This window comes from Natronorubrum aibiense, from assembly GCF_009392895.1.
In the GTDB taxonomy this organism is placed as follows: Archaea; Halobacteriota; Halobacteria; order Halobacteriales; family Natrialbaceae; genus Natronorubrum; species Natronorubrum aibiense.
Genome location: NZ_CP045488.1, coordinates 3,044,886 through 3,066,049, shown reverse-complemented (window position 1 = coordinate 3,066,049; position 21,164 = coordinate 3,044,886). Strand labels below are relative to the sequence as shown.

At 64.5% G+C, this 21,164-nt stretch carries 21 protein-coding genes; 13 read left to right on the top strand and 8 right to left on the bottom strand.

The window, feature by feature from the left end:
* Positions 1-345: 345 nt before the first annotated feature.
* From menD to GCU68_RS15160, 3 genes are read right to left on the bottom strand one after another with little or no spacing between them, the layout of a single operon-like run.
* Positions 346-2,154: a 2-succinyl-5-enolpyruvyl-6-hydroxy-3-cyclohexene-1-carboxylic-acid synthase gene (gene menD / locus GCU68_RS15170; RefSeq protein WP_152943002.1), complete on the bottom strand. Its 1,809-nt coding sequence runs from the start codon at positions 2,152-2,154 to the stop codon at positions 346-348.
* A 4-nt stretch (positions 2,155-2,158) separates the two neighbouring features.
* On the bottom strand, positions 2,159-3,505 hold the full coding sequence (locus GCU68_RS15165; RefSeq protein ID WP_152943000.1) for an isochorismate synthase: 1,347 nt from the start codon (positions 3,503-3,505) through the stop codon (positions 2,159-2,161).
* A gap of 58 nt (positions 3,506-3,563) precedes the next feature.
* Positions 3,564-4,217: a sulfite oxidase-like oxidoreductase gene (locus GCU68_RS15160; protein ID WP_152942998.1), complete on the bottom strand. Its 654-nt coding sequence runs from the start codon at positions 4,215-4,217 to the stop codon at positions 3,564-3,566.
* Positions 4,218-4,441: 224 nt separating this feature from the next.
* Here GCU68_RS15160 and GCU68_RS15155 point away from each other — a divergent pair, with 224 nt between their 5' ends.
* Both GCU68_RS15155 and GCU68_RS15150 read left to right on the top strand, forming a co-directional pair.
* Positions 4,442-4,741: a hypothetical protein gene (locus GCU68_RS15155; RefSeq protein ID WP_152942996.1), complete on the top strand. Its 300-nt coding sequence runs from the start codon at positions 4,442-4,444 to the stop codon at positions 4,739-4,741.
* 201 nt (positions 4,742-4,942) lie between these two features.
* Positions 4,943-5,167 carry a ribbon-helix-helix domain-containing protein gene (locus GCU68_RS15150; protein WP_152942995.1) on the top strand — a complete coding sequence of 75 codons (225 nt, stop codon included), beginning with the start codon at positions 4,943-4,945 and terminating at the stop codon, positions 5,165-5,167.
* Positions 5,168-5,196: 29 nt separating this feature from the next.
* Here the strand turns inward: GCU68_RS15150 and GCU68_RS15145 are convergent, their stop codons facing one another.
* A complete protein-coding gene (locus GCU68_RS15145) occupies positions 5,197-5,385 on the bottom strand; it encodes a DUF7550 family protein (protein WP_152942993.1) in 189 nt (62 codons plus the stop codon).
* 115 nt (positions 5,386-5,500) lie between these two features.
* On the opposite strand from GCU68_RS15145, the gene hisF reads away from it, so the two are divergent.
* Both hisF and GCU68_RS15135 read left to right on the top strand, forming a co-directional pair.
* Complete coding sequence (gene hisF / locus GCU68_RS15140) at positions 5,501-6,316, top strand: imidazole glycerol phosphate synthase subunit HisF (RefSeq protein ID WP_152942991.1); 816 nt, start codon at positions 5,501-5,503, stop codon at positions 6,314-6,316.
* Between the two features lie 78 nt (positions 6,317-6,394).
* A complete protein-coding gene (locus GCU68_RS15135; RefSeq protein WP_152942989.1) occupies positions 6,395-7,219 on the top strand; it encodes a hypothetical protein in 825 nt (274 codons plus the stop codon).
* 117 nt (positions 7,220-7,336) lie between these two features.
* On the opposite strand, the gene GCU68_RS15130 is transcribed toward GCU68_RS15135, so the two are convergent.
* Positions 7,337-7,621: a DNA-directed RNA polymerase subunit L gene (locus GCU68_RS15130; RefSeq protein ID WP_152942987.1), complete on the bottom strand. Its 285-nt coding sequence runs from the start codon at positions 7,619-7,621 to the stop codon at positions 7,337-7,339.
* Between the two features lie 110 nt (positions 7,622-7,731).
* Here GCU68_RS15130 and GCU68_RS15125 point away from each other — a divergent pair, with 110 nt between their 5' ends.
* From GCU68_RS15125 to GCU68_RS15110, 4 genes are all read left to right on the top strand, one after another.
* Positions 7,732-9,540: a rhomboid family intramembrane serine protease gene (locus tag GCU68_RS15125; protein ID WP_152942985.1), complete on the top strand. Its 1,809-nt coding sequence runs from the start codon at positions 7,732-7,734 to the stop codon at positions 9,538-9,540.
* Positions 9,541-9,985: 445 nt separating this feature from the next.
* Entirely contained in the window at positions 9,986-10,750 is a 765-nt protein-coding gene (locus GCU68_RS15120; protein ID WP_152942983.1) for an ABC transporter ATP-binding protein, read from the top strand.
* Positions 10,740-12,023, top strand: a complete 1,284-nt coding sequence (locus GCU68_RS15115; protein ID WP_152942981.1) for an ABC transporter permease — start codon at positions 10,740-10,742, stop codon at positions 12,021-12,023. The genes GCU68_RS15120 and GCU68_RS15115 overlap by 11 nt, the downstream gene beginning before the upstream one ends.
* Complete coding sequence (locus GCU68_RS15110) at positions 12,020-13,264, top strand: ABC transporter permease (RefSeq protein WP_152942979.1); 1,245 nt, start codon at positions 12,020-12,022, stop codon at positions 13,262-13,264. The genes GCU68_RS15115 and GCU68_RS15110 overlap by 4 nt, the downstream gene beginning before the upstream one ends.
* Here GCU68_RS15110 and GCU68_RS15105 read toward each other — a convergent pair.
* Positions 13,261-13,890, bottom strand: a complete 630-nt coding sequence (locus GCU68_RS15105) for an METTL5 family protein (protein ID WP_152942977.1) — start codon at positions 13,888-13,890, stop codon at positions 13,261-13,263. The two genes, GCU68_RS15110 and GCU68_RS15105, sit on opposite strands and share 4 nt — an antisense overlap.
* A 130-nt stretch (positions 13,891-14,020) precedes the next feature.
* On the opposite strand from GCU68_RS15105, the gene GCU68_RS15100 reads away from it, so the two are divergent.
* Positions 14,021-14,218 (top strand): TFIIB-type zinc ribbon-containing protein, encoded by a 198-nt coding sequence (locus GCU68_RS15100; protein WP_152942975.1) that lies wholly within the window; start codon positions 14,021-14,023, stop codon positions 14,216-14,218.
* Between the two features lie 53 nt (positions 14,219-14,271).
* Here the strand turns inward: GCU68_RS15100 and GCU68_RS15095 are convergent, their stop codons facing one another.
* Together GCU68_RS15095 and GCU68_RS15090 are read right to left on the bottom strand one after the other, a co-directional pair.
* Positions 14,272-15,303 (bottom strand): disk-shape morphogenesis protein volactin, encoded by a 1,032-nt coding sequence (locus tag GCU68_RS15095; protein WP_152942973.1) that lies wholly within the window; start codon positions 15,301-15,303, stop codon positions 14,272-14,274.
* Between the two features lie 96 nt (positions 15,304-15,399).
* Entirely contained in the window at positions 15,400-16,299 is a 900-nt protein-coding gene (locus tag GCU68_RS15090) for a DUF7139 domain-containing protein (protein WP_152942971.1), read from the bottom strand.
* 162 nt (positions 16,300-16,461) lie between these two features.
* Between GCU68_RS15090 and dph2 the strand changes: the two genes are divergently transcribed.
* From dph2 to GCU68_RS15070, 4 genes are all read left to right on the top strand, one after another.
* Positions 16,462-17,511: a diphthamide biosynthesis enzyme Dph2 gene (gene dph2, locus GCU68_RS15085; RefSeq protein ID WP_152942969.1), complete on the top strand. Its 1,050-nt coding sequence runs from the start codon at positions 16,462-16,464 to the stop codon at positions 17,509-17,511.
* A 195-nt stretch (positions 17,512-17,706) separates the two neighbouring features.
* The gene (locus GCU68_RS15080; RefSeq protein WP_152942967.1) at positions 17,707-18,450 is read left to right on the top strand and encodes a DUF7344 domain-containing protein; all 744 of its coding nucleotides are present in this window, start codon (positions 17,707-17,709) and stop codon (positions 18,448-18,450) included.
* A 163-nt stretch (positions 18,451-18,613) separates the two neighbouring features.
* Positions 18,614-19,447: an MBL fold metallo-hydrolase gene (locus GCU68_RS15075; RefSeq protein ID WP_152942965.1), complete on the top strand. Its 834-nt coding sequence runs from the start codon at positions 18,614-18,616 to the stop codon at positions 19,445-19,447.
* 70 nt (positions 19,448-19,517) lie between these two features.
* On the top strand, positions 19,518-21,161 hold the full coding sequence (locus GCU68_RS15070) for an AAA family ATPase (RefSeq protein WP_152942963.1): 1,644 nt from the start codon (positions 19,518-19,520) through the stop codon (positions 21,159-21,161).
* Positions 21,162-21,164: the final 3 nt, after the last annotated feature.

Sequence of the window (21,164 nt, the reverse complement as noted above, 5' to 3'; positions counted from 1 at the left end):
TTTTGGCAGTGCTGGCCAACGAAACCACCGAAGACTCGACGACCGACGTCCGGTATGCCATCCACGACTAGGACGGCGACTTCGAGTGGGAGGGCCGCCCGATCAGTCACACGACAGCGGTGGCACTCGGTGGGCTCTGGCTTCTGTACCCGGTCTTCGTCGCCGCGTGTACGCTCGCACTCGCGGGTGTGTTCGTGACCGCGAATCGCGGTTGTCCTGTTCGGATTCTGGAGCGGCGTCGTCGCCCCGGTTTCGGTTATCGGAGTACTCGCAATCGGCTTCGTCTGGCTACCGTTCGGGTACGCTCTCGGGCTCTAGTGGACGCTTCGGCCCTGACTGCGCCAATCATTGGTCGGTGACGGTGAGGTCCTCGAGTACGCGCGTCTGGAGCGCGTCCCGTCGTCGGTGGTTCGCTTCCGACTCGAAGTCGACGGCGAGTACCTGTGTGCCCGCGGACTCGAGCGACTCGCGATACGCGTCGCCGAATTCGTGCGGCTCGACGCGGTCGAACTCGAGGCCATAAAGGTCGCCCAGCGGCTCGAACTCGAGGCCGTGGGGCGTTTTGAACTGTGCCGTAAACGGCGGCTCGAAGTCCTCGATCGGGAGTTTGTGGAAGATACCGCCGCCGTCGTTGTCCAGCAGGACGATGGTCGCGTCGACGTCACAGCGGTCGACAGCGAGCAGCCCGTTCGAGTCGTGATAGAAGGCCAGATCGCCGGTGACGAGCACCAGCGGATCGTCGGTCGCGCTGCCGGCACCCAGCGCCGTGCTCGTGATGCCGTCGATACCGCTTGCACCACGGTTGCCGAGCACCGTCAGGTCGGCGCGCTGTGGTCGAGCGAACCGGTCCGCATCTCGGATCGGCATGCTGTTGGAGACGAAGATGGTCGCCGGATCGGTCGCTGCCTCGAAGACGGTCGCGAGGACCGCGCCTTCGAAGGGCTCGTCGACGGACTCGAGGGCGTCCGCGGCGAGGGCATCGTCACGAACGCGCCAGTGGGTGCGTTCGGCGGCGTCGAACCGGGCTCGCCACTCTTCATCCACGTCCGTCTCGATCGCTGCTCCGTTCTCGAACAACTCGGCCAGCGTCTCGAAGGCGGAGCCGAGGTCGGTTGCGAGCAGTTCCGTCGCGGTGAACGTCGCCTCGCGCCACGCGCCGGCGGGGTCGAGCAGGAACTGGCGGGCGTCGCTGTCTCGCAGGGCGTGGCGCAGCGGTTTCGAGGTCGGTGAGGCACCGACGCGGACGACGACGTCCGGTGCCGGCAGCTCGCTTATGTAGCCGTCGTAGCCGCCGTAGACGCAGCGGTAGTCGGAGCCGGTTTCGACGTGCGGCCCGAATCGCAGGTTCGAAAGCGGGTCGGCGAGGATCGGTGCCCCGACGCGATCGGCGACCGCGACGACGTGTTCAGGGTTGAGTCCGGAGATCGCCGCGGGATCGGCCGGCCCCGCGACGATCAGCGGACGCTCGGCGTCCTCTAAGGCGGCGAGAAGTGGCCGAAGACGGTCGGCCTCGAGGGTCATCGACCCCGTTTCGGTCTCGACGAACGCGTCCTCCCGGCCCGTCCCGGCCAGCGTCTCCGCGAATGCGTCGGGGACGGCATCCGGGACCTCGAGTGGCTCGAGCGGCTTTCGAAAGGGGCAGTTCAGGTGGACGGGACCGGGATCTGGACCGCCGGTTTCGGCGAGCGCTCGTGCGGCGGTCGTCCGAAGACTTCGGACCTTGCGCTCGTCGGCTTCGGGGTCGGGCAGTTCCGCATACCAGCGGACCGCGTCGCCGTAGAGTTTGACCTGATCGACCGTCTGGTTCGCGCCGCTGTCGCGGAGTTCGGCGGGCCGGTCGGCCGTCAACACGAGCAGCGGCACGCGGGCCTGATCGGCCTCCATCACGGCGGGGTGGAAGTTCGCCGCCGCTGTGCCCGACGTACAGACCAGCGCCGTCGGCTCTCCCGTGCGTCGAGCACGACCGAGCGCGAAAAAGGCCGCCGAGCGCTCGTCGAGATGCGAGTAGACGTCGATCTCGGGGTGGGCCGCGAAGGCGACTGTCAGCGGCGTCGAGCGACTGCCGGGGGCGATACAGACGGCCTCGAGGCCGCCCTTCGCAAGTTCGTCGACGAGAACGCGGCCCCACAGCGTCGCAGGGTTCGGTGCACTCATCGGATCACCGCAGTTCGTCGAGGATCGGTCGGAACTTTAGCTGTACCTCGTCCCACTCGTCGTCGGGGTCGCTGTCGGCGACGATACCGCTGCCGGCAAAGAGCGTCACCGTGTCGTCGCTTGCGACCCCGGATCGGAGGCCAACCGCGAACTCGCCGTCGCCGGCGGCGTCGAACCAGCCGATCGGCGCAGCGTACCAGCCGCGGTCGAAGGTCTCCGTCTCACGGATCGTCTCCCACGCCGCCGCGGGCGGCACGCCGCCGACGGCAGGCGTCGGATGCAGCGCTTCGACGAGTTCGAGGACGTGGCGATCGTCCTCGAGCGTCGCCGTGATCGGCGTCTGTAAGTGCTGAATCGTCGCGAGCCGTCTGATCGTCTGGTCGGCGACGTCGACCGAGGCGAGGGGATCGAGTTGGTCGTGAATCGCCTCGACGACGAGGCCGTGTTCGCGCTGGACCTTCTCGCTGTCGCGCATCTCCTCGGCGTGAGCGTCGTCCGCTTCGGGCGTCTCGCCGCGTGGAACCGAGCCGGCGAGCGCCTCCGTTTCGACGTGTGTCCCGCGTTTCGAGACGAGACGTTCCGGCGGCGCACCGAAGAACGTCCCGCCGTCGTCGGGGCCGATCAGGAACCGATAGCAGTTCGGATACTGCCGGCGCAGGCGCTCGAGCGTGCCGGGGACGTCGATCGGCTCCTCGAGGGCGACAGACAGTGACTGTGCGAGGACGACCTTCGTGATCGTCCCCTGCTCGATGCGCTCGAGGGCGGCCTCGACCTGCTCGGTCCAGGCGGCCTGCGAGGTCGTCCGCCGTGTCGATTCGACGCCGGGACCGGTGCCGCTTGGCTGCATCGCCGGCATGTCGGCCAGCCGGTCGTGCCAGCGCTCGAGGCGGTCCTGTGTCGCGTCGGAGTCGTCTCCAACGGCAGTCAGCCAGGTTCCGTCCTCGCTACGAACGACGAGGACCCGTGGAACGACGAACGCGGCCGCATCGAAGTCGGTCCACGGCGGGCCGGGCTCGTGTTCGTCGTGGAACGACACCCCGCCGAACGCTCGCGGGCGAGCGACGTGCGGTCCCACGTGATCGAGCCCGTCGAACGCTCGATCGGCAGTCGCTCGAATATGCTCGAACCGGTCCGGTCCGCGTGCGGACAGTCGCGCGGCGATACCCCGTCCGACGACCTCGAGGCCGTCGGGGGTGGCCCACAGAACTCGAGCGTCGCCGTCGGCGTCGATGATCGCGCTGAACGAAACGTCCTCGAGTTCGCGGCTGTAGCTAACGAGATCGGTCGGTTCGTCGGCTGGCGGTGACTCCGTATCAGCCGTCAGTCGACGCCCACCCGACGATCCATCCATTGACCGCATCTCAGGACCGCCGCGTCTTCAGCCTAACTATTCCAGAGAACTGCCGCGGTTAGCTGTATCGTTCTTCCTGCCACGGATCTGCCGTTCGCGAGTAGCCACGCCGTTCCCAATAGCCACGTTGAGGGTCCGTGAGGAACTCGATACCGTCGACCCACTTTGCCCCCTTGTAGGCGTATCGGTGCGGGGTGACGACTCGCAGCGGCCCACCGTGGTCGGTCGGCAACTGCTCGCCGTCGTACCCCCACGCGAACAGCACCTCTTCGCGAAGACAGTCCTCGAGCGGGAGATCCGTCGTGTAGCCGTCGAGCGCCGAGAACATGACGTGGACGGCTTGTCCCGACGCCGTCGGGTTGCCCGTCGACCGCTGTTCGCCGGCGTCGGCGTCGTCGATGACGCCCGCGCGCTCGGCGAGTTCGAGGAACGGTACGCCGGTAAACGAACAGTCGAACCTGCTCCAGCCGGTGACGCAGTGAAAATCCTGGCGCTGGGTCACGCTCGGCAGTTCACGGAACTCGTCCCACGAAAACGAAAGTTCGGTCTCGACGGCGCCGGTGACGGTAAACTCCCACGTCTCGGGATCCCAGTCCGGTGTCGGGCCTTTCGACAGCACCGGAAACGCCGACGTTTCGCGCTGTCCCGGCGGAAGGCGCTCGTCGCCAAACTCCTCGTAGAGATCCGTCACGTCCGTGCTCTTGTCGCTCATATGCGTTCGTTCGCCTCGACGACTGTAGCTGTGGCGCCTGCCGTCGGCACGGGCAGCCGAGGACGAGCCACTCGAGCGACCGATCGACCGTGTACAACGCCGGATTTCGAGGACGGAACGGAGATCGAAACAGCACGAAATGATTAGCCACCCGTCACAAGTCGGGCACTACCGTTCGAAACCCTCGCCACCCCTTAGTACCGTCTCGGCGACGTGCGTGCTGTATGGCGAGCAAACAGCAACTGAGCGAACGAGACGTCTCCGCACAGGCACCGACAGACGCCGGCGAGCAAGCCATCGGCCCGGCAGTCCTCGCATCGGCCGCGTCGGTCGGACTCTCATGGTACTACTTCTTCCTGCGTGGTGACCGAGAACGAGGGCTGTTCGTCGGTCTCTGGCCGCCGACCATCCTCGCGTTCGCGAGTTACTTCAACCAGCGAAAGATGCGCCGGCAACTCGAGGCAATCACCCAGCCGGGGACGACGCTGAAGAACGCGTTGGATTCGATGATGGGGAACAAGTAATCCTCGGCAACCACGAGTACGACTACTGGCAATCGCCGTCCTGAACCGCTACACGACCGTCCCACCGGTTTTTCACAGCGAGACGAGTCAAGCGAGAAGCGACGAGTAGTCGGTCGAGGCCGTCCTGCAGGCGACGGGAGCAGCTGTCCAGTCTGGTGTCCCCGTCAAACCTAAATACCCCCTCGCCGAAAGCCGAATCAGATGCCGAAAGTAGAGATCACCATACCGGAGCACCTCGAGATGCAGATCGCCCAGATGGTCGAACGCGGCGAGTTCGTCAACCGGGAAGAAGCGATCGAGGATCTCCTGTCGACGGGCATTAAGGCCTACAAGACCAGCGGACCGATGGATCAAGAAGAGGGAACAGGCGGCACTGGCCTCGAAGACGACGGCATGATGGGCCACGACGACGAGTACGTCTTCTAACTTCTCCGTTTCGCGTGATCGGTGGTTCGCTACAGTCCGATCGTTAGCAGCGGGACGCCGAATGCCACCGCCGCGCCGACGAGCATGACCACGAAGCCGATCGCGACCGCGCTCGAGGAGTAGTCGCTCATCGGGGCCGTCGTTCGCTCGGCCTCGAGGTCGTGACCGACGTCGGCACCCGAATCCTCATCCACCGATTGCTCCGTATCGTCTGCCATATGCAGGTGTTGCCGACTGGGCATCTTAAAGGCACCTGCAACGGCTCGAGACTCGAGCAGGAACTGTTCGATCCAGACGGCTTTACTATCCCGGGTGCGAACGCACGGATAGTAAATGACACTGACGAAGCGAATCATCCCGTGTATCGACGTCGATCTGGACGACGACGGGAATCCGGCGGTCTACACTGGCGTTCACTTCGAGGATCTCAAGTACACCGGCGATCCGGTCGAGATGGCCAAAGCGTACAACGAGGCCGGAGCCGACGAGTTCGTCTTCCTCGACATCACCGCCTCGGCGGAGGGGCGCGAAACCATGCTCGACGTCGTCGAGCGCGTCGCCGACGAGGTCTTTATTCCGCTGACCGTCGGCGGGGGCATCCGCACCACCGACGACATCAAAGAGACCCTCCGCGCCGGTGCGGACAAAGTCTCGATCACGACGGGCGCACTCGAGCGCCCCGAACTGGTCAACGAGGGCGCGAAAGCGTTCGGCAGCCAGTGTATCGTCATCAGCGTCGACGCCCGCAGGCGGTTCGACGAGCAGGGTGAGAACTACGTCGAAATCGACGGCGAATCCTGCTGGTTCGAGTGTACCAAAAAAGGCGGCCGCGAAGGGACCGGGATCGACGTCCTCGAGTGGGCCAAAGAGGCCGAAACGCGGGGTGCGGGCGAGTTGTTCGTCAACTCGATCGACAAGGACGGGACGAAAGACGGTTACGACATCCCGCTGACGACAGCCGTCACCGAGGCCGTCGACACCCCGGTTATCGCCTCCTCGGGCTGTGGCAGTCCCGAGGACATGTACGAGGTGTTCACCGAGGCCGACGCCGACGCCGGCCTCGCCGCATCGATCTTCCACTTCGACGAGTACTCGATCGAAGACGTCAAGGAATACCTCGACGAGCGGGACGTTCCGGTCCGACGCTGAGCCGCGACGACGAGCCGACGCAGTGACGCATTCCGTTTTCCAATACGCTTATACCGACACGGTCGTGCTCTACAACCAGTGAAGTGGCGGTGTACGTGGTGTGGCAAACCACACGCGGAGAACGACCCTCCCTGTGAGAACTGCGGACACAACACCTTCGAGAAGGCCGTCGTCCGCGAAGGTGACGAGCCGACGGTCCCGAGGACCGAAACGGTCGACACCGGGACGACGTACGTCTGGCAGTGTCCGAACTGCGGTCGCCAGCACGTCAAAAACAACCCGCCGTGTTCGCGCTGTGGCAATCCCGACCTCGAAAAGACCGAACAGGCCTACGACGACGTCGACCGCGACCTCGAGACGCCGAGTTGGCTCGAGGTCGCCAGACCCTACGCCCCGATTCTCCTCGTGTTCGGCGTGGTCGTCGCACTGTTTGCGACCGGGATTATCCCGCTCTCGATCATCCCCGGTCTCGGCGCACCGTCGCCGCCCGACGCACCCGGCGAGGGCACGCAAGCCGCCGGTATCGACCTCGAGGCGACGGAACGCGAGGTACACGACCGACTCGAGGCCAATCGTAGTGGAGACGCGTCACGAACGTACGACGACGACCTCGCGGCCTACGCCGAGTACATGAACCGCGCTTTCGTGGCGATCGAGTACGAGGAGTCCAGGCCCGAGCCGGTGGAGCCGAGCGACTTCGGCGTCGACTGTCGGGGCGAGCCCTACGCGGGACAGCTCCCGGCGGGAACCCTATCGATCGCCGACTACGACGACGAGGCGGCACTCGCCGACGACGTCGCGGCGGCCCTCCGTGACAGCACCGACGACGGCGACTACGACCGCGAAGGGCTCGATCTCCACGTCGCCGACGGCACCGTCTACGTGTTCTACGCGACGTGCTGAGGCGATACGAGTCGCGTCGACTCGAGTCCCCTTGCTGTCGATCGACAGCCACGTGTCTCGAGGGAAAATCGGAAAACCGCAAAAACGCTCAGCGCTCGATTCGGGTCTGTATCGCGCTTACGCAGCGGCTTCGAACGCGTCCCGGAACGAGGTGGCCTTCTCGCGGACGGTGACCGCTGCGTCCTCGAGCGCCTCGAGGGGGTCGACGCCGCCTTCGGTTTTGATCGTCAGGATCGGTTCGGTCTGGCCGCCCGACTGTTCGGGGTTGACGTCGTAGGTGGCGGCGCTTACGTCTTCGTGCTCGAGCAGTGCACCCTTGAGGACGTTCATGAACGTGTGGTCCTCGCCGGTGATTTCGATCGAGAGTTCGTCCTCGCTGCTCTCGGTGACCCGCAGTTCCATAGTCCCTTTTCCGTCCGTCGGCCGCTTGTACCTTTCCTTTCGGGCGGACGGCCCCCGGACGAGTGAGCCGGAGAAGAAATCCATATACAGCCTCGCCCGAACCACAGGATATGTTCTCGACTGGGGCGCTCCTGCGGGGTGGACTGGCGCTGCTCACGGTAGTGGCGCTGCTCGTCTCGCTGGCGGTCGTCAGTCGACTGCACCGCTCCGAGCGCGGGTGGTTGGCCGTCGCGCGCTCGCGGCTCGTGATGGGGGTTCCGTGGGGCTCGCTGGTCGTGATCGCCTTTGTCTGCAGCGTCTATCTGTTCGTTCAAGACGGGCTCACGGCGTTCGATGACCCGGTGACGATTCCCTATCGGGCGTACTCGTACTTCTACCCGCTCGGAATGCTGACGGCACCGTTCTCCCACGCCAGTTCAGGCCACCTCATCGGGAACCTCTCCGGAACCCTCGTCGTCGCCCCGATCGCGGAGTACGCGTGGGGGCACTATCCGAACGGACGCGATTCGGAAGCAGGTGACTCGTGGCGGGCCGATCCGTGGGTGCGCGCGCTGATTCTCTTTCCGCTCGCCGTGGTCGGGATCGGACTGCTCACGAGTCTGTTCGCACTCGGCCCCGTGATCGGGTTCTCGGGGGTCGTCTTCGCCTTCGCCGCGTTCGCGCTCGTCCAGTATCCGATCACCACCATCGTCGGCGTGCTCGGCGTCCAGAGCGTCGCGTTGATACTGTATCGAGCGCTTCAGACCCCGATCCGGGTCTACGTCGCCGAGCCGCGCCCACCGTCGGCCCCGTCGTGGGCTGGGATCGCCATTCAGGGCCACGCGCTCGGTTTCTTCATCGGCCTCGTACTGGGGCTCGCGTTGCTTCGCTCGCGCAGCCGCTATCCGAACCCGCTTCGGCTCTGGGCTGCTGTCCTGCTCTACGGCTTCGTTCAGGGCCTGTGGCAGCTCTACTGGTTCGGCAGCGAGGACACCTTTATCCTCTATCAAGGTCCTGGCGTGCTTCTCGTCATCGTGCTCGCGCTCGTGATCACACTCGCAGCCGCCGATCCGCGGGACGCCGTCTTCCCACGACGACTCGAGCGAGCACTCGGTCGCATCCGTCCCCGTTCCGACTCACCCGTCGATCGACCGCTCGAGATCGCCCGCGCCGCCGGCGAGCACACGGCGGCCGCGAGACCACGGCTCGAGCGTATCGGCGACCTCGCGGCCGGCACCCGAACCGAATCGACCATCGACCGCCGACGGACCGCGTCCGCACTCGTCCTCCTCGTGCTCGCGGTTCTCGCGGGGATGGCGGTCCCGCTCAACTTCTTCGTGCTGGACGATTCCACCGCGTCCTCGGACACGGCAATCGAGATCGAGGACTACACGGTCCAGTACGCCGAAGGTGTCGAGAACGAACTGACCGCACCGGTCCAGATCGGCCCGCTCGAGAACGCCGTCTCGATCGACTCGAGCGGCGTCATCGTCGCGAGCGAGCGCCGCCAGCTCTGGGCGGAGTCGGTGCCGACCCGACGACTCGCGTTTACCGGGGAGGAGTCGATCGTCGTCGGCGGTCCCGGCTGGCGCGAGACCGTCCACGTCGAACGGACCGGCTGGGAGCCGGTCGGCAACGACACCGTCTATCAGGTCGAGATCTGGGCCGACGGCGACGACCGACAACTCGCACACGAATCCAATGCCTCACGGGCCGACGTCCGCATCGACAACCGAACCGTAACGATCGCGTCCGACGACGGCACGTTCGTCCTCAACGTGGAATCGCTCGAGAGCGGGACCGTCGAGACGACGCCGATACCCGACGACGGAGCGTCGACGACGGCAGGTGGGCTGACGTTCGAGCGCGAGGAGGAGACGATCTACGCGAGTTCGGACGGCACACGGATCGCCGTTGCGAGCGCGGAAACGTACGACTGAAACCGAGTTGTGGCTGCTGGGAGCGTTCCTCCGATCGTAACGCCGTGCGTACGTGGCAGACTATTGTCTACTCTGGCGATCGTAGCGGATCAACTCGGCGTCACGGAACCCGCACTCGAGTCGCTCGTTCGGGCCGCAGGCGTGAGAACGGGGGGAGGAACGAGACGCTTCGACGGCGAGTTTACGGGACACCGACGACCGACGGCGGCCGGACGTATACAGAGTCCGAATAGTCGCCAGTACGTTCACGTTTCACCGGCGCTTCCGACGGTTGTCGGCCCCAAACACGTCGCTGGCGTTGACGATCGTAACAGGCGGACAGTAGTGACACGAAACCAGTTCGTTGTAGCCGTGACACGGAGTTAACGAGGACCTTGCTGTCGGAAGCCGGAGAGAAACAATACCCGACTGTGCCATCGGTCCGACCGAGTTGAACTCCGGACAGATGAGCAATCACGCACTGGAGCAGGCGGTCTCCTCGGACGGTCGGACGAGTACTGACACCGAACCGACGACGGCCGTTCGGCTCGAGGCCGTCACCCACGAGTACGGCGTGAGCGGTGGCCGCGCTGGGTCGGGCGGCGATCGAACGGTGACGGCGCTTCGAAACGTCTCGATCGAGGTTCGTGCGGGCGAGATCGTCGGGCTGAAGGGGCCGAGCGGGAGCGGCAAGTCGACGATCCTGCATACGGTCTCCGGGCTGTTGGTCCCGACCGACGGCACCGTCGAACTACTCGGTACCGACATCACTACCCTCTCGGATCGGAAACGAACGCGACTGCGCCGCCAGCACATCGGCATCGTCTTCCAGCGGTTTCATCTCCTGCCGTCGCTGTCGGCGCGGGCGAACGTCGCGTTGCCGCTCGTTCAGGCGGGCGTGCCAACGGCGACGCGACGCGAGCGCGCCGAAGCGTTGCTCGAGCGAGTCGGACTCGCTGATCGCACGGGCCACCTGCCGGGCGAACTCAGCGGCGGCGAACGCCAGCGCGTCGCCATCGCGCGGGCGCTCGTGACTGATCCGGACGTCATCGTCGCCGACGAGCCGACGGGCGAACTCGACACGGCGACCGGCGCGGACGTGCTCGAGCTCCTGACCGATATCGGTCGCAACCGGGCCGTGCTGGTCGCCTCACACGACGACGCGACGCTGTCAGTCGCCGACCGCGTGGTCGGGTTGCGCGACGGACAGGTGGTTACGGATGGCCGCTGACGATCGGTTCGACGTGGCGTCGACCGGCACGCGTCGCGCCCGCTGGCGCGGCCTCGTCGGCCTCGAGGTCGTTCGGCTGTGGCGACGCACGATCCGAACCAGATCCGGCCGACTCGTGGCGACGATCGGAGCCGTCGCGCTGACGATCGCGCTGTTGGTGATCGTCACGGGCATCGCACTGGGACTCGCCGACGGGAGCGCAGTCACCCACGACGACGCTGACGTTCGAATCACGCCAGAGGGGAGCGCCACGCTGTCGGCCGTCGACGGCGTCGAAGGGCCGCGACTCGGCGCGACGAACGAGCGCGCCGAGACGATCCGCGCGGACGACGGCGTCGCACACGCATCGCCGGTGCTCGTCGAGCCGGTCCAACTCGAGGCGGCGGACGGCGAGGCGCGGACGATCCTGTTCGTTGGCGTCGTCCCCGACGACGAGCCACGAACCGTCGGTGGCCTCTCGACCGAGTCGCTCGAGCCGGGCGATCCGCAGTACGCGAACGGCTCGTACAACGGCTCACGAACGGGCGAGATCGTCCTCTCGGCGACCGCTGCGGACCGCCTCGAGGCCGATACCGACGCGACCCTCACGGTCTCCGGTCCGCATCGCTCGTCGGAGACGCCAGCGTCGTCGTTTACCGCGACGGCCGTCGAGACAGGCGACGGCAACACTGACGACGCCGCTTCCCCCGTCGCGCTCGTCCACCTGAGCGACCTCCAGACGATCGCCGGCGCTTCCGACGGCCAGCTCGCCGACCACGTGCTCGTCTGGGGCGAGTCCGACGCGGCCACGACAGCTGCAACCGAAGCGTACCCCGACGCGACGGTTCAGTCGACCGGCGGCACCGATCCATCCGCGCTGTTCGGCGACGGTCTCGCGTTCGCGACGAGCCTGCTCGCGCTCGTCGTCGGCGTGACGATCTGTGCGTCGTTCGTCGCGACGACGGCCGGGATGACGGTCAACGAGGACCGGCGAACCCTCGCCGTCCTCGAGTCGGTCGGCTATCCCACGCACAGTCGGCTCACCATCATCGCGGTGTCGACGCTGCTCACCACGCTGTGTGGGGCGTTGGTGGGCGTCATCCTCGGAATCGGTGGCATTCACGCCCTCAACGCCGCGGCCAGCGCGACCGTCGCGCCGGGGGCCGTCGCACAGGTACATCCAGTGATCGTCCCCTACGCCATCGGCGTCGCGATCGTTTCGGGGCTCGTCGCCGTGCCGTATCCGCTCGCGGTCGCCGCTCGCACGTCCGTCCTCTCGGAGGTGGGTCGATGAGCCCGCGACGCGCCGTCGTTCGGCTGCGCGCCGTCGTCGGCCTCGCACTCGCCCAACTTCGGCGCTCGCCGGGCCGAACCGCGCTGACCGTCCTCGCCGTCATGCTCGCCGTGCTTTCGGTGACGCTGCTCGCCAGCCTCGGCGTCGGCGTCGTCGAAACGGGCGAAGACGGCCTCGAGAACGCGAATCGAGATATCTGGATCTCGAGCGATCCGATCGATCCCGCCGCCAGCGGGACGGAGAACCCGATCGTCGGCGCTCACGGCGTGTCGGCCGAGTTGACCGAGCGCGACGACATCAGTTCGGCGTCGCCGATGGCGATGCACGAGGTGTACGTCGGAACCGACGACGGCGACCTCGTACGGACGTCCGCAGTCGGCGTCCACAAAACGCACGACGACTTCGACTTCGAGGCTGGCGGCGGGTTCGACACCGAACTCAACGTTTCGGCTGGGGAATACTTAGCGCACCAACGCAGCGACGAACCGCGGAACGAAGAGATCGTTCTCGACCCCAACACGGCCGACGCACTCGGCGTCTCGGTCGGCGACACGGTCACGCTCGGAACCAGCCGGGAGACGGCACGAGACCACGAGTTTACCGTCGTCGGGATCGCTGGGTACTACTCGCAGTATCTGGGGTCGGACGCTGAAGCCGTCCCGCTGACCGACCTGCAGGCCGTCGCCGGCACCACCGGGACCGATCGAGCGACGTTCATCACCGCAAGCGTCGAGGACGGAGCCGACCGGGACGCTGTCAGAGACGATCTCGCCGAGGAGTACCCGGAATACGACGTCCGCACCAGCGACGAGCAGGTCAGCGCGATGTTCGAAGAACGACCACTCGTGCTGGCCAGCGGGGCAACGCTGGTCGGCCTCGCCTTCGTCGGTGGCATCGTCCTGACGATCAACCTGTTCGCACTCGTCGCCTACCAACAACGGGACGAACTCGCCGCGCTCCGGGCGATCGGACTCTCGAGATGGGTGCTCGCGGGCACGATCGGCGTGCAGGGACTCGTAATCGGCCTCTTCGGTGGCCTCGCCGGCCTCGCGGCGACACCCGTCCTCGCGAGGGGACTCAACCACCTCGCGTCGTCGGTCGTCGGCTTCGAATCACTCCTGCAGACGCCACTCGAGGTCTACGTCGCCGGCCTCGCGCTCGCGATCGTCGTCGGGACGGTCGTCGCCCTCGTCACCGGCTGGCGGGCCGGTCGCTACGCTCGCCTCGAGCACCTCGACTAGTCCCACTCGATTCGAAACACTTCCGCCTCGAGCGTCTGCTCCGCTTCGGTGTGAAACTCGAATCGCTTTTCGATGGGGAACTCGGCGCTGAATCCGTGGGTCACCTCGCCACCCTCGTCAGTTGCAAACGATTCGACAAAATCCTGACTGCCCTCGTTGTGGATCGTGTAGGAAACGCTCGCGATCGAACTGATCGTCTCGAGGAAGTCGCGGTCGGCGTGGCGGTTGCCCCGTTGGGCGCCAAACGGTGGGTTCGAGACGACGGTGGCATCGGTAAGCGAAAGCGGTGGCCGAGTCACGTCACCACGGAGCCACTCGAGCGTCCCGTGGCCCGCCTCGTCGATTCGGGCGGCGTTCTGCCGAGCGACGGCGAGCGCGTCGGGATCGATATCGATCCCGACTACCCGCTCGGCCCCCGCGAGTGTGGCCGCGATCGCGATCATCCCCGTGCCGGTCCCGAGGTCGACGACCCAGCGATCCAGATCGCCCTGTAACCGTGTCTGATGGCAGATGTGGGCGGCGATCTCCGGCGGCGTGAGATACTGCTCGAGGGCGGCCGATGGCTCGGGAAAATCCGCAAGCGTCTCGAGCGCTCGAGCGAGGGTTCGTTGGGACGGACCGGCCATTTCGAGGGGGTTTCGCCTCGAGTGTCATAGCTCCGTCGGGTTCGGGACTCGCGTACAGCCTGGTGACGCGGTGTTCTGTGGACATGACAAGTTCGAATAGAGTTAAGAAGAGTCCGTCTAACAGTGGCGTATGAAGTGTCCACGGTGTCAGGGCTCGCTCGAGGAACTCTCGCTCGGTGACGTCTCGACAGTGGCGTGTCCACACTGTGGGTTTGCGGACGTCCCTGTCGACCACATCCGCGAGGAAGACGAGCCCGAATCCTGGCGGGACGCGTTCAACCGGTTTTACGAGGACACCACCCCTCGCGAAGACGCCACTGAGCACTGAGAATAGCCGAACCGTGAGCGTCGCCGGTGACACTCACGGCAAACACTGCGACGTTACTCGTTTGCAGCGGCCGCTTCGACTTCTTTCTCGTCGGCGTCGTGGTCGATGTCTTCGTCCGAGCGAGCAGCGACGAGGCCACCACGTGCCACGCTGTAGAGTGGCTCGTTGGCGTGGGTCACGCCGCTGATCGAGAACGGAATGTTCGCGTCCGCGAGGTGGTCTCGGAACAGCGCCTCGAAGCCGCGCGGACTCGAGGTGCCGCCGGTGACGACGACGGGGACATCGAGGCCTTCCTCGACGTCTTCCTCGTCGACTTCCTGCACGATGTTGTCGATGACGTAGTCCAGCAGGTTCTCGTAGTAAATCGAGAGCGCCCCCTCGACGCCGCCGACGTCGGTCGTGAAGTCGAGTTCGAAGTCGTCCTCTTTGATCGAGGTGACTTTGTCGACGGGCGTGCCGGTCGCGCGGGCAGCCTGTTCGTCGACCCAGTCCCCACCGCGGGCGACGGAGAACTTCATAACGGGCACGGCGTAGTAGGACAGACAAACGTTCGTCATCCCGGCACCGAAACTGATGCCGAGCCCAGTGAAGTTGTTGTCCGCGAGTTCGCTGTAGATGACGGACATTCCCTCGTTGATCGGCTCGGAGTCGTACCCCATATCGTCGAGGAACGACTCGATCGTCTTCTGGTGATACAGCGTCGACAGGTCCGAGTCGATCGGATCCGCTGGAGACGAGAAATACAGCTTCTCGTCGGGGTAGGCCGGTTCGCCGACGACCTGTTCGATGATGAGTTTCATCATCGGAATCGCGCTCTTCTCGTCGTTCGAGAGGATCCCGTGTTTCATCGGTCGGCGGGTCTCCTTGTTGAAGATGTTCGCAAAGTTCAGCGCGTCGTCGCCGACGACGTACACTTTGTCGTCTTTGCGAATGTGCAACACCTCGCTTCGCGAGAGCATCTGCTCGGCCATATCCGAGTACTCGATCTCTACGAAGGAGTTTCGCTGCTGTACGAACACCGTGTCGTTGCCATCCTGTTGAGCAGACAGGATGTTCATCGTCCCAACGTCTAGGCCTTTTGCCATAGTCGAGAAAGGCCACCGATGGATTATAAATCTATGTGGAATATCCACATCTCAACTAAGAGACGATATGCCTATTTTAACTGCACAAGGAGGGAATTACTCCCGCCGAAGGAGCGAACGGAACCGCTCGAGCAGCCCCGAAATCGGCGACGGGTCGTCGTCGTTCGCCGTCGCCAGCTCGTCGATGCGCTGTTGTTCGCGCAGTTCTTTGAGTTTCGCCGTCTGATCGTCGACCGTCGATTGCGAGGTCGTCTGTTTCGTCTCGCCGCCTTTCAGTCCCTTGAGACCAGCGACCTGTGCGTCGACGCCGGTCGAGCGGGTCGTCTTCGCCGCGCCATCGGTGTTGACCGAGACGTCGTCGAACTCGTTTTCGGAGAAACTGAGCCGTTTGTGTTCGGTCTTTTCGACGCCACCCCAGGAGAGTTCGACGTCTTCCATCGCGTCGTCGATGTCCTGTTGGACGTCGAAATCGGGTTCGCCCTCGTCGTCATCTTCGTTGTCGTCGACCTGCGTGACCGCTCGCGCCATATCGAGATAGTGGGCGATCAGCGCCGCACCCGTCGAGGCGGTGAGTCCGGCGAGTCCGACGGCGTAGACGGCGACGATCTCTGCCGTGTAGTCGTTCCCGTAGCCGTTCCAGTCGTCGGGGTAGGCATAGAGAAAGCCGGCAACGGCCGCGAGCGTGATGGTGACGCCGGCGATCGATGCGTACAGGACTCGGCGTTCCGACGGCAACAGGACCACGATCCCGAGCATCAACAGCGGCAGCGCGACCATGGCGATCGCGTACGCCGGTTCGGCCCACGTGACGTGGGCGACGCTGCGGGCCTCGAAAGTGCCACTCCAGAAGAAGAGCACTAACGCGACGAGCGCGAGGCCGATCCCGCCGAGGAACAGACCGAACCCGATGTAGACGTCGGTCCGGTCTTCCGGTTCTCCGATGTATCGACGGTAGAGGTCGAAAAGATACCCGTCTGCAGGCTGTTCCGCTGACATTAGCCCCTCGTTTACACTCCAGTACTATGACTGTTGGGACAATTGTGACTGTCCACGAAACTGATTTGACTGCTCACCAACACGCTCGAGTCGCCGCTTTATACTGAGTGTCGAAATTGGCAAAGCGCCGCCGTTATACGTCCGTGGCCGTTAGGACGGTCAATGAGTCAGGAGTCGGAGTACACCGAAGGGGACCTCCGGAACACCGGAATGCGTCTCAAACACGATCGCGAGTGGGACTACGAACTCGAACAGATCGTCGAGGCGATCGAGGAGCGAGACGCGAAAAAGGTCGGCCTGCAGTTCCCCGAGGGACTGAAGCGACGCGGACCCGCCGTCGCCGACGATCTGCGGGAACTGGCCGACGACGACGTAACGTTCATGCTGTCGGGCCAACCCTGCTACGGTGCCTGTGACCTCGACACCTATCTGATGAAACGCACCGACGTGTTCGTCCACTTCGGCCACTCGCCGATGAAGAACACGGACAAGGTCATCTACGTGCCGCTGTTCTCGAACGTCGAAGTGACGCCGATCATGGAGGAGGCGCTGGAGACTCTGGAACCGCCCGAGGAGACCGCAGACGTCGGACTCGTCACCACCGCCCAGCACATGAACCGCTACGAGGAGATGGCCGAGTTCTTAGAAGAGCACGGCTACGAGGTCCATAGTCGTCGCGGCGACGAGCGGCTGACCCACGAGGGACAGGTGCTGGGCTGTAACTACGCGAGCGCAGACGTACCTGCCGACCAGGTGCTCTACGTCGGTGGCGGGAAGTTCCACCCGCTCGGGCTGGCGATGGAGTACCCCGAGAAACATGTCGTCATCGCCGACCCCGTCAACAACGTCGTCACCGTCGCGGACACGGAGAAGTTCATGAAACAGCGCTACGGTGCCGTCCACCGCGCGATGGACGCCGAGAAGTGGGGCGTCATCTTCTGTACCAAGATCGGACAGGGCCGCTGGGAACAGGCCCAGGAGATCCTCGATGACAACGAGAACGCCTATCTCATCACGATGGACGAGGTCACCCCCGACCGCCTCCGGAACTTCGACATGGACGCGTTCGTCAACACCGGCTGTCCACGGATCACGACCGACGACGGCCCGCAGTTCCACAAACCCATGCTTACCCCCGGCGAGTACCGAATCGCCGTCGGCGACGAGCCCCTCGACAGCCTCTCGTTCGATACGTTCCACGGCACCTGGTAGTCGACGACCCGACAGTACTGCTCGAGAGACAGCCTTCGAAAGTTGACTATCCAAAACCGGTATCGAAATACTGTACTACTATAAAATAATATTTAGTCCTCAGTACTGATATTCAACAATAATTTGGTAATCCGATGCTGATTCCAAACTGATTTGGGCGAGTTCTTTTGCCCAAGTGGCTCCGATCGGTAGTCGATGAGTAATTCAGGCAACGGCCGACTGCCGCATGCTCGAGACGAGCTGTTCGACGTGCTCGCGGACGAGACCCGGCGTGGGATCATCCGGATCGTCAGCGAGCGCTCGCCGGCTGGCATCACGAAAGTCGATCTCGCCACCGAACTCGCCGCGAGAACGACTGACCGCACACCTGCGGCCGTCCGTGACGAGGATCGACAGCGCCTGCTCGTCGACTGTCACCACCGGACCCTGCCCGCGCTCTTCGAGGCGGGACTCCTCGAGGAAACCGACGACGGTCGACTCGTCGCGACGGACCACTGGGCGTTCGACGACGCCGACCTCGTGGCCGCCATCGACGGGTCGACGGATGACGCCGAGACCGATCTCGACGCGCTCTTCGAGGCGCTTTCGGACACGCGACGCCGGACGCTCCTGTCCGTCCTCGCGGACCAACACGAGCCATACTCGACCGACGCGCTCGCTCGAGCCGTCGCGGCCAGCGAGACGGGGACGACCCCACGTGACGTCGCGCAGGAACGTCTCGAGCGCGTCCACTCGATGCTGAAACACGTTCACCTCCCCGTGCTGAACGACGCCGGCATCATCGGATACGACGCCGAGTCGGGACTGGTCTCGTACGACGACCACCCGGCGTTGTGCGAGCGCTGGCTCGCCGACACGCGGGACCGCCGGTCGGATGCGACTCGAGGCAAGGCGCTGAAAGCCGCCACGGCGGTTCTCCGATCCGCCAGCAGCCGGTGAGCCTGATCGAAGGCGTTCGTTTCGACTCTCCCGTTCTCTCCTCTCGATTCGATCGGACCGACGATTGGTTTCCGCTGCCACCTTGCTCGGTCTCGAGTTCCTCCCACGCCGAGTGGCTACCGAGACAATAACACTTACCCGCACAGTCCGCTCACCCACCCATATGGTTGAAAGCGACTGGGGAGACTGGCTCGTCCGTGACATCGAAGATGCCGACCCCGACGGCGTCGCCGTCTGGTATCTCGGCTGTAACGGCTTCGTTATTAAAGGGTCCGAGGGGACGACGATCTACATCGACCCCTACCTCGGACTGGGCGATCCGCCACGAACCGTCCGGATGATTCCCGTGCCGTTCGATCCCGAAGACGTCACCGAGGCCGACGCCGTTCTCGCGACCCACGAACACACAGATCACGTCCACGGCGAAAGTCAGGCCCCGATCCTCGAGTCGACGGGTGCGACTCTGTATGCACCCGACGACAGCCTCACCGTCGCCCGCGAGGAGGAAGCGTGGGCCAGCGAGTGGGACATTTCTGACGATCAGTTCGCCGAAGTCAGCGAGGGCGACACAGTCGATATCGGCGAGTTTACGGTCCACGTCGAAGTGGCACACGACCCCGACGCGACGCATCCGGTCAGCTACGTCATCGAGCACGACGCCGGTACGGTCTTCCACGGCGGCGATACGAAACCGACCGACGAGTTCGAACGCGTCGGCGACGCCTACGACATCGACCTCGGCGTGCTCGCCTTCGGCACCGTCGGCCAGATTCCGGACAAGCAGACGCGAGAGCCGAAACGAACCCGCTGGTACAACGACGAAAACCAACTCGTCGAAGCCGCTTCGGCGCTATCCCTCGATCGAGTGCTGCCGAGTCACTGGGATATGTGGCGCGGACTCACCGCCGATCCGAAAGCGCTCCACCACCATGCGAAGAGTTTCGAGTCACCACAGCGACTCGAGCTCGTCGAGATCGGTGATCGGGTGAACGTCTAGTCGAAACCGAATAACTTGTTCGTGGGATTGTCCGTACAATTTATAATAATGGTGTGGTAACGTTGGCCTCATGAGTACCACCGCTGATACGGACGACGTTATCGAGGTCAGTGCCGATGGCCTCTCCGTCCAGAAGACGTTCACGGCGGACGAGTTTCCCGTCCCCGCGATCCGCTTCGAGATCGAGTCGGACAACGACGAACAGGTCGCGTTCCGACTCTCCGAAGACATTCCCGGCTCGTTTCCGATGGACAAGGTCGGCTTCCATCCGGACTATCACAGCGACGACTGGACGGCGTTTCAGGACAACCACGTCGAGTTCACCGGCCGGATCGAACCGGACGAGTCGCTCGTAACCGTATACGGCATTCGAATCGACGACGACAGCGAGGCGGAACCGTTCATGACGGAGCCGACGATCGTCGAGGTCAGCTCCGAGGGCGACGGCGGTTCCGACGCCGAAGCACTCGACGACGATGTCATCGGCAACATCGTCGAAAACGACCGCAACCAGCCCGTCAAGGACATGATTTCGGGCGAGTCGGACACCGTCCCCGGACTCGAGGACGAAACGACGGCTACGGACGATGCAGCGGTGGAAGACGAGGATGACGACGAGAACGACGGCGGACTCGATCTCGACCTCGACCTCGAGGACGTCGACGCGGAACCGGATCCGGTCGGCGACGATGAAGCCGACGAAGACGACGACACGCCGGACATCGACCTCGGATTCGGCGAAGACGACGTGCCGGACGCCGAGCAAGATTCCGGCCTCGAGATCGAACTCGGCGACGATGACACCGAGGACGAGGCGGGGCTCGAGGACGACGACAGCGACGACGGTGATTCCGAGGCTGCCACCGACGAAGACATCGATCTCGACCTCGAGCCGTCGGCAGCCGACGAAGACGATGAAGCAACAGGTGCTGACGACGAAACGGACGGGGTCAACGACGAGATCGAGCGCGGCGACGATGGCACCGAGGACGAAACTTCCGAGGACGATTCGGCAGTCGCAGTCGACGACGCTGACGACACTGCCGAGGAGTCGCTCGAGGACGACGAGGCGGAACCGGAGGTCGACGAGTCGACGGCGTCCGACGACGTAGCTGTAGATTCAGAAACGGACACCGACGAATCGGCCGAGTCCGACGACGCAGTCACCGAGCCAGAGCCCGAAGCGGCGGCGGTCGAGGGTTCTGTCGTCGACCAGCTCGTGACCGAACTTCGCGATTCGGACCTCGAGGAAGACGAACGGGACCTGCTCCGGTCGGCACTCGACCTCGAGCCGGCCGGCCCCGACATCGCGAAAGTCGAGCATCTCCAATCGCGCGTCGAGGAAGTCGCTGCCTACACCAACGCACTCGAGCAGTTCCTCGAGGACCACGGCACCGGTAAGCAACTCATCGAGGACGTGAAGGCCGATCTGGAGACGATCGAGGACGACCTCGATGCGATGGACGACCGCGTTGACGACACCGAGGGTCGCCTCGGGACCGTCGAAAACGAGCTCGAGGATGTCGACGACGACGTCGAAGCGCTCGAGGAGGATGTGACCGACCTCACGGACGATGTCGAGGACCTCGAAGACGACATCGACGGTGTCGAGGAAGACCTCGAGACCGTCGAAGACGAACTGGAAGACGTGCGAGCGGATGTCACCGACATTCAGGACTGGCGCGACCAGCTCGGATCGATGTTCTCGAACTAAGCC

Coding starts and splice junctions, on each gene's coding strand:
- GCU68_RS15145 (WP_152942993.1), bottom strand. CDS start 5,385: ATGGCAGACGATACGGAGCAATCGGTGGATGAGGATTCGGGTGCCGAC.
- GCU68_RS15080 (WP_152942967.1), top strand. CDS start 17,707: ATGAGTAATTCAGGCAACGGCCGACTGCCGCATGCTCGAGACGAGCTG.
- GCU68_RS15160 (WP_152942998.1), bottom strand. CDS start 4,217: ATGAGCGACAAGAGCACGGACGTGACGGATCTCTACGAGGAGTTTGGC.
- GCU68_RS15155 (WP_152942996.1), top strand. CDS start 4,442: ATGGCGAGCAAACAGCAACTGAGCGAACGAGACGTCTCCGCACAGGCA.
- GCU68_RS15130 (WP_152942987.1), bottom strand. CDS start 7,621: ATGGAACTGCGGGTCACCGAGAGCAGCGAGGACGAACTCTCGATCGAA.
- GCU68_RS15165 (WP_152943000.1), bottom strand. CDS start 3,505: ATGGATGGATCGTCGGGTGGGCGTCGACTGACGGCTGATACGGAGTCA.
- dph2 (WP_152942969.1), top strand. CDS start 16,462: ATGAGTCAGGAGTCGGAGTACACCGAAGGGGACCTCCGGAACACCGGA.
- menD (WP_152943002.1), bottom strand. CDS start 2,154: ATGAGTGCACCGAACCCTGCGACGCTGTGGGGCCGCGTTCTCGTCGAC.
- GCU68_RS15150 (WP_152942995.1), top strand. CDS start 4,943: ATGCCGAAAGTAGAGATCACCATACCGGAGCACCTCGAGATGCAGATC.
- GCU68_RS15110 (WP_152942979.1), top strand. CDS start 12,020: ATGAGCCCGCGACGCGCCGTCGTTCGGCTGCGCGCCGTCGTCGGCCTC.
- GCU68_RS15100 (WP_152942975.1), top strand. CDS start 14,021: ATGAAGTGTCCACGGTGTCAGGGCTCGCTCGAGGAACTCTCGCTCGGT.
- GCU68_RS15095 (WP_152942973.1), bottom strand. CDS start 15,303: ATGGCAAAAGGCCTAGACGTTGGGACGATGAACATCCTGTCTGCTCAA.
- GCU68_RS15075 (WP_152942965.1), top strand. CDS start 18,614: ATGGTTGAAAGCGACTGGGGAGACTGGCTCGTCCGTGACATCGAAGAT.
- GCU68_RS15105 (WP_152942977.1), bottom strand. CDS start 13,890: ATGGCCGGTCCGTCCCAACGAACCCTCGCTCGAGCGCTCGAGACGCTT.
- GCU68_RS15125 (WP_152942985.1), top strand. CDS start 7,732: ATGTTCTCGACTGGGGCGCTCCTGCGGGGTGGACTGGCGCTGCTCACG.
- GCU68_RS15090 (WP_152942971.1), bottom strand. CDS start 16,299: ATGTCAGCGGAACAGCCTGCAGACGGGTATCTTTTCGACCTCTACCGT.
- hisF (WP_152942991.1), top strand. CDS start 5,501: ATGACACTGACGAAGCGAATCATCCCGTGTATCGACGTCGATCTGGAC.
- GCU68_RS15115 (WP_152942981.1), top strand. CDS start 10,740: ATGGCCGCTGACGATCGGTTCGACGTGGCGTCGACCGGCACGCGTCGC.
- GCU68_RS15070 (WP_152942963.1), top strand. CDS start 19,518: ATGAGTACCACCGCTGATACGGACGACGTTATCGAGGTCAGTGCCGAT.
- GCU68_RS15120 (WP_152942983.1), top strand. CDS start 9,986: ATGAGCAATCACGCACTGGAGCAGGCGGTCTCCTCGGACGGTCGGACG.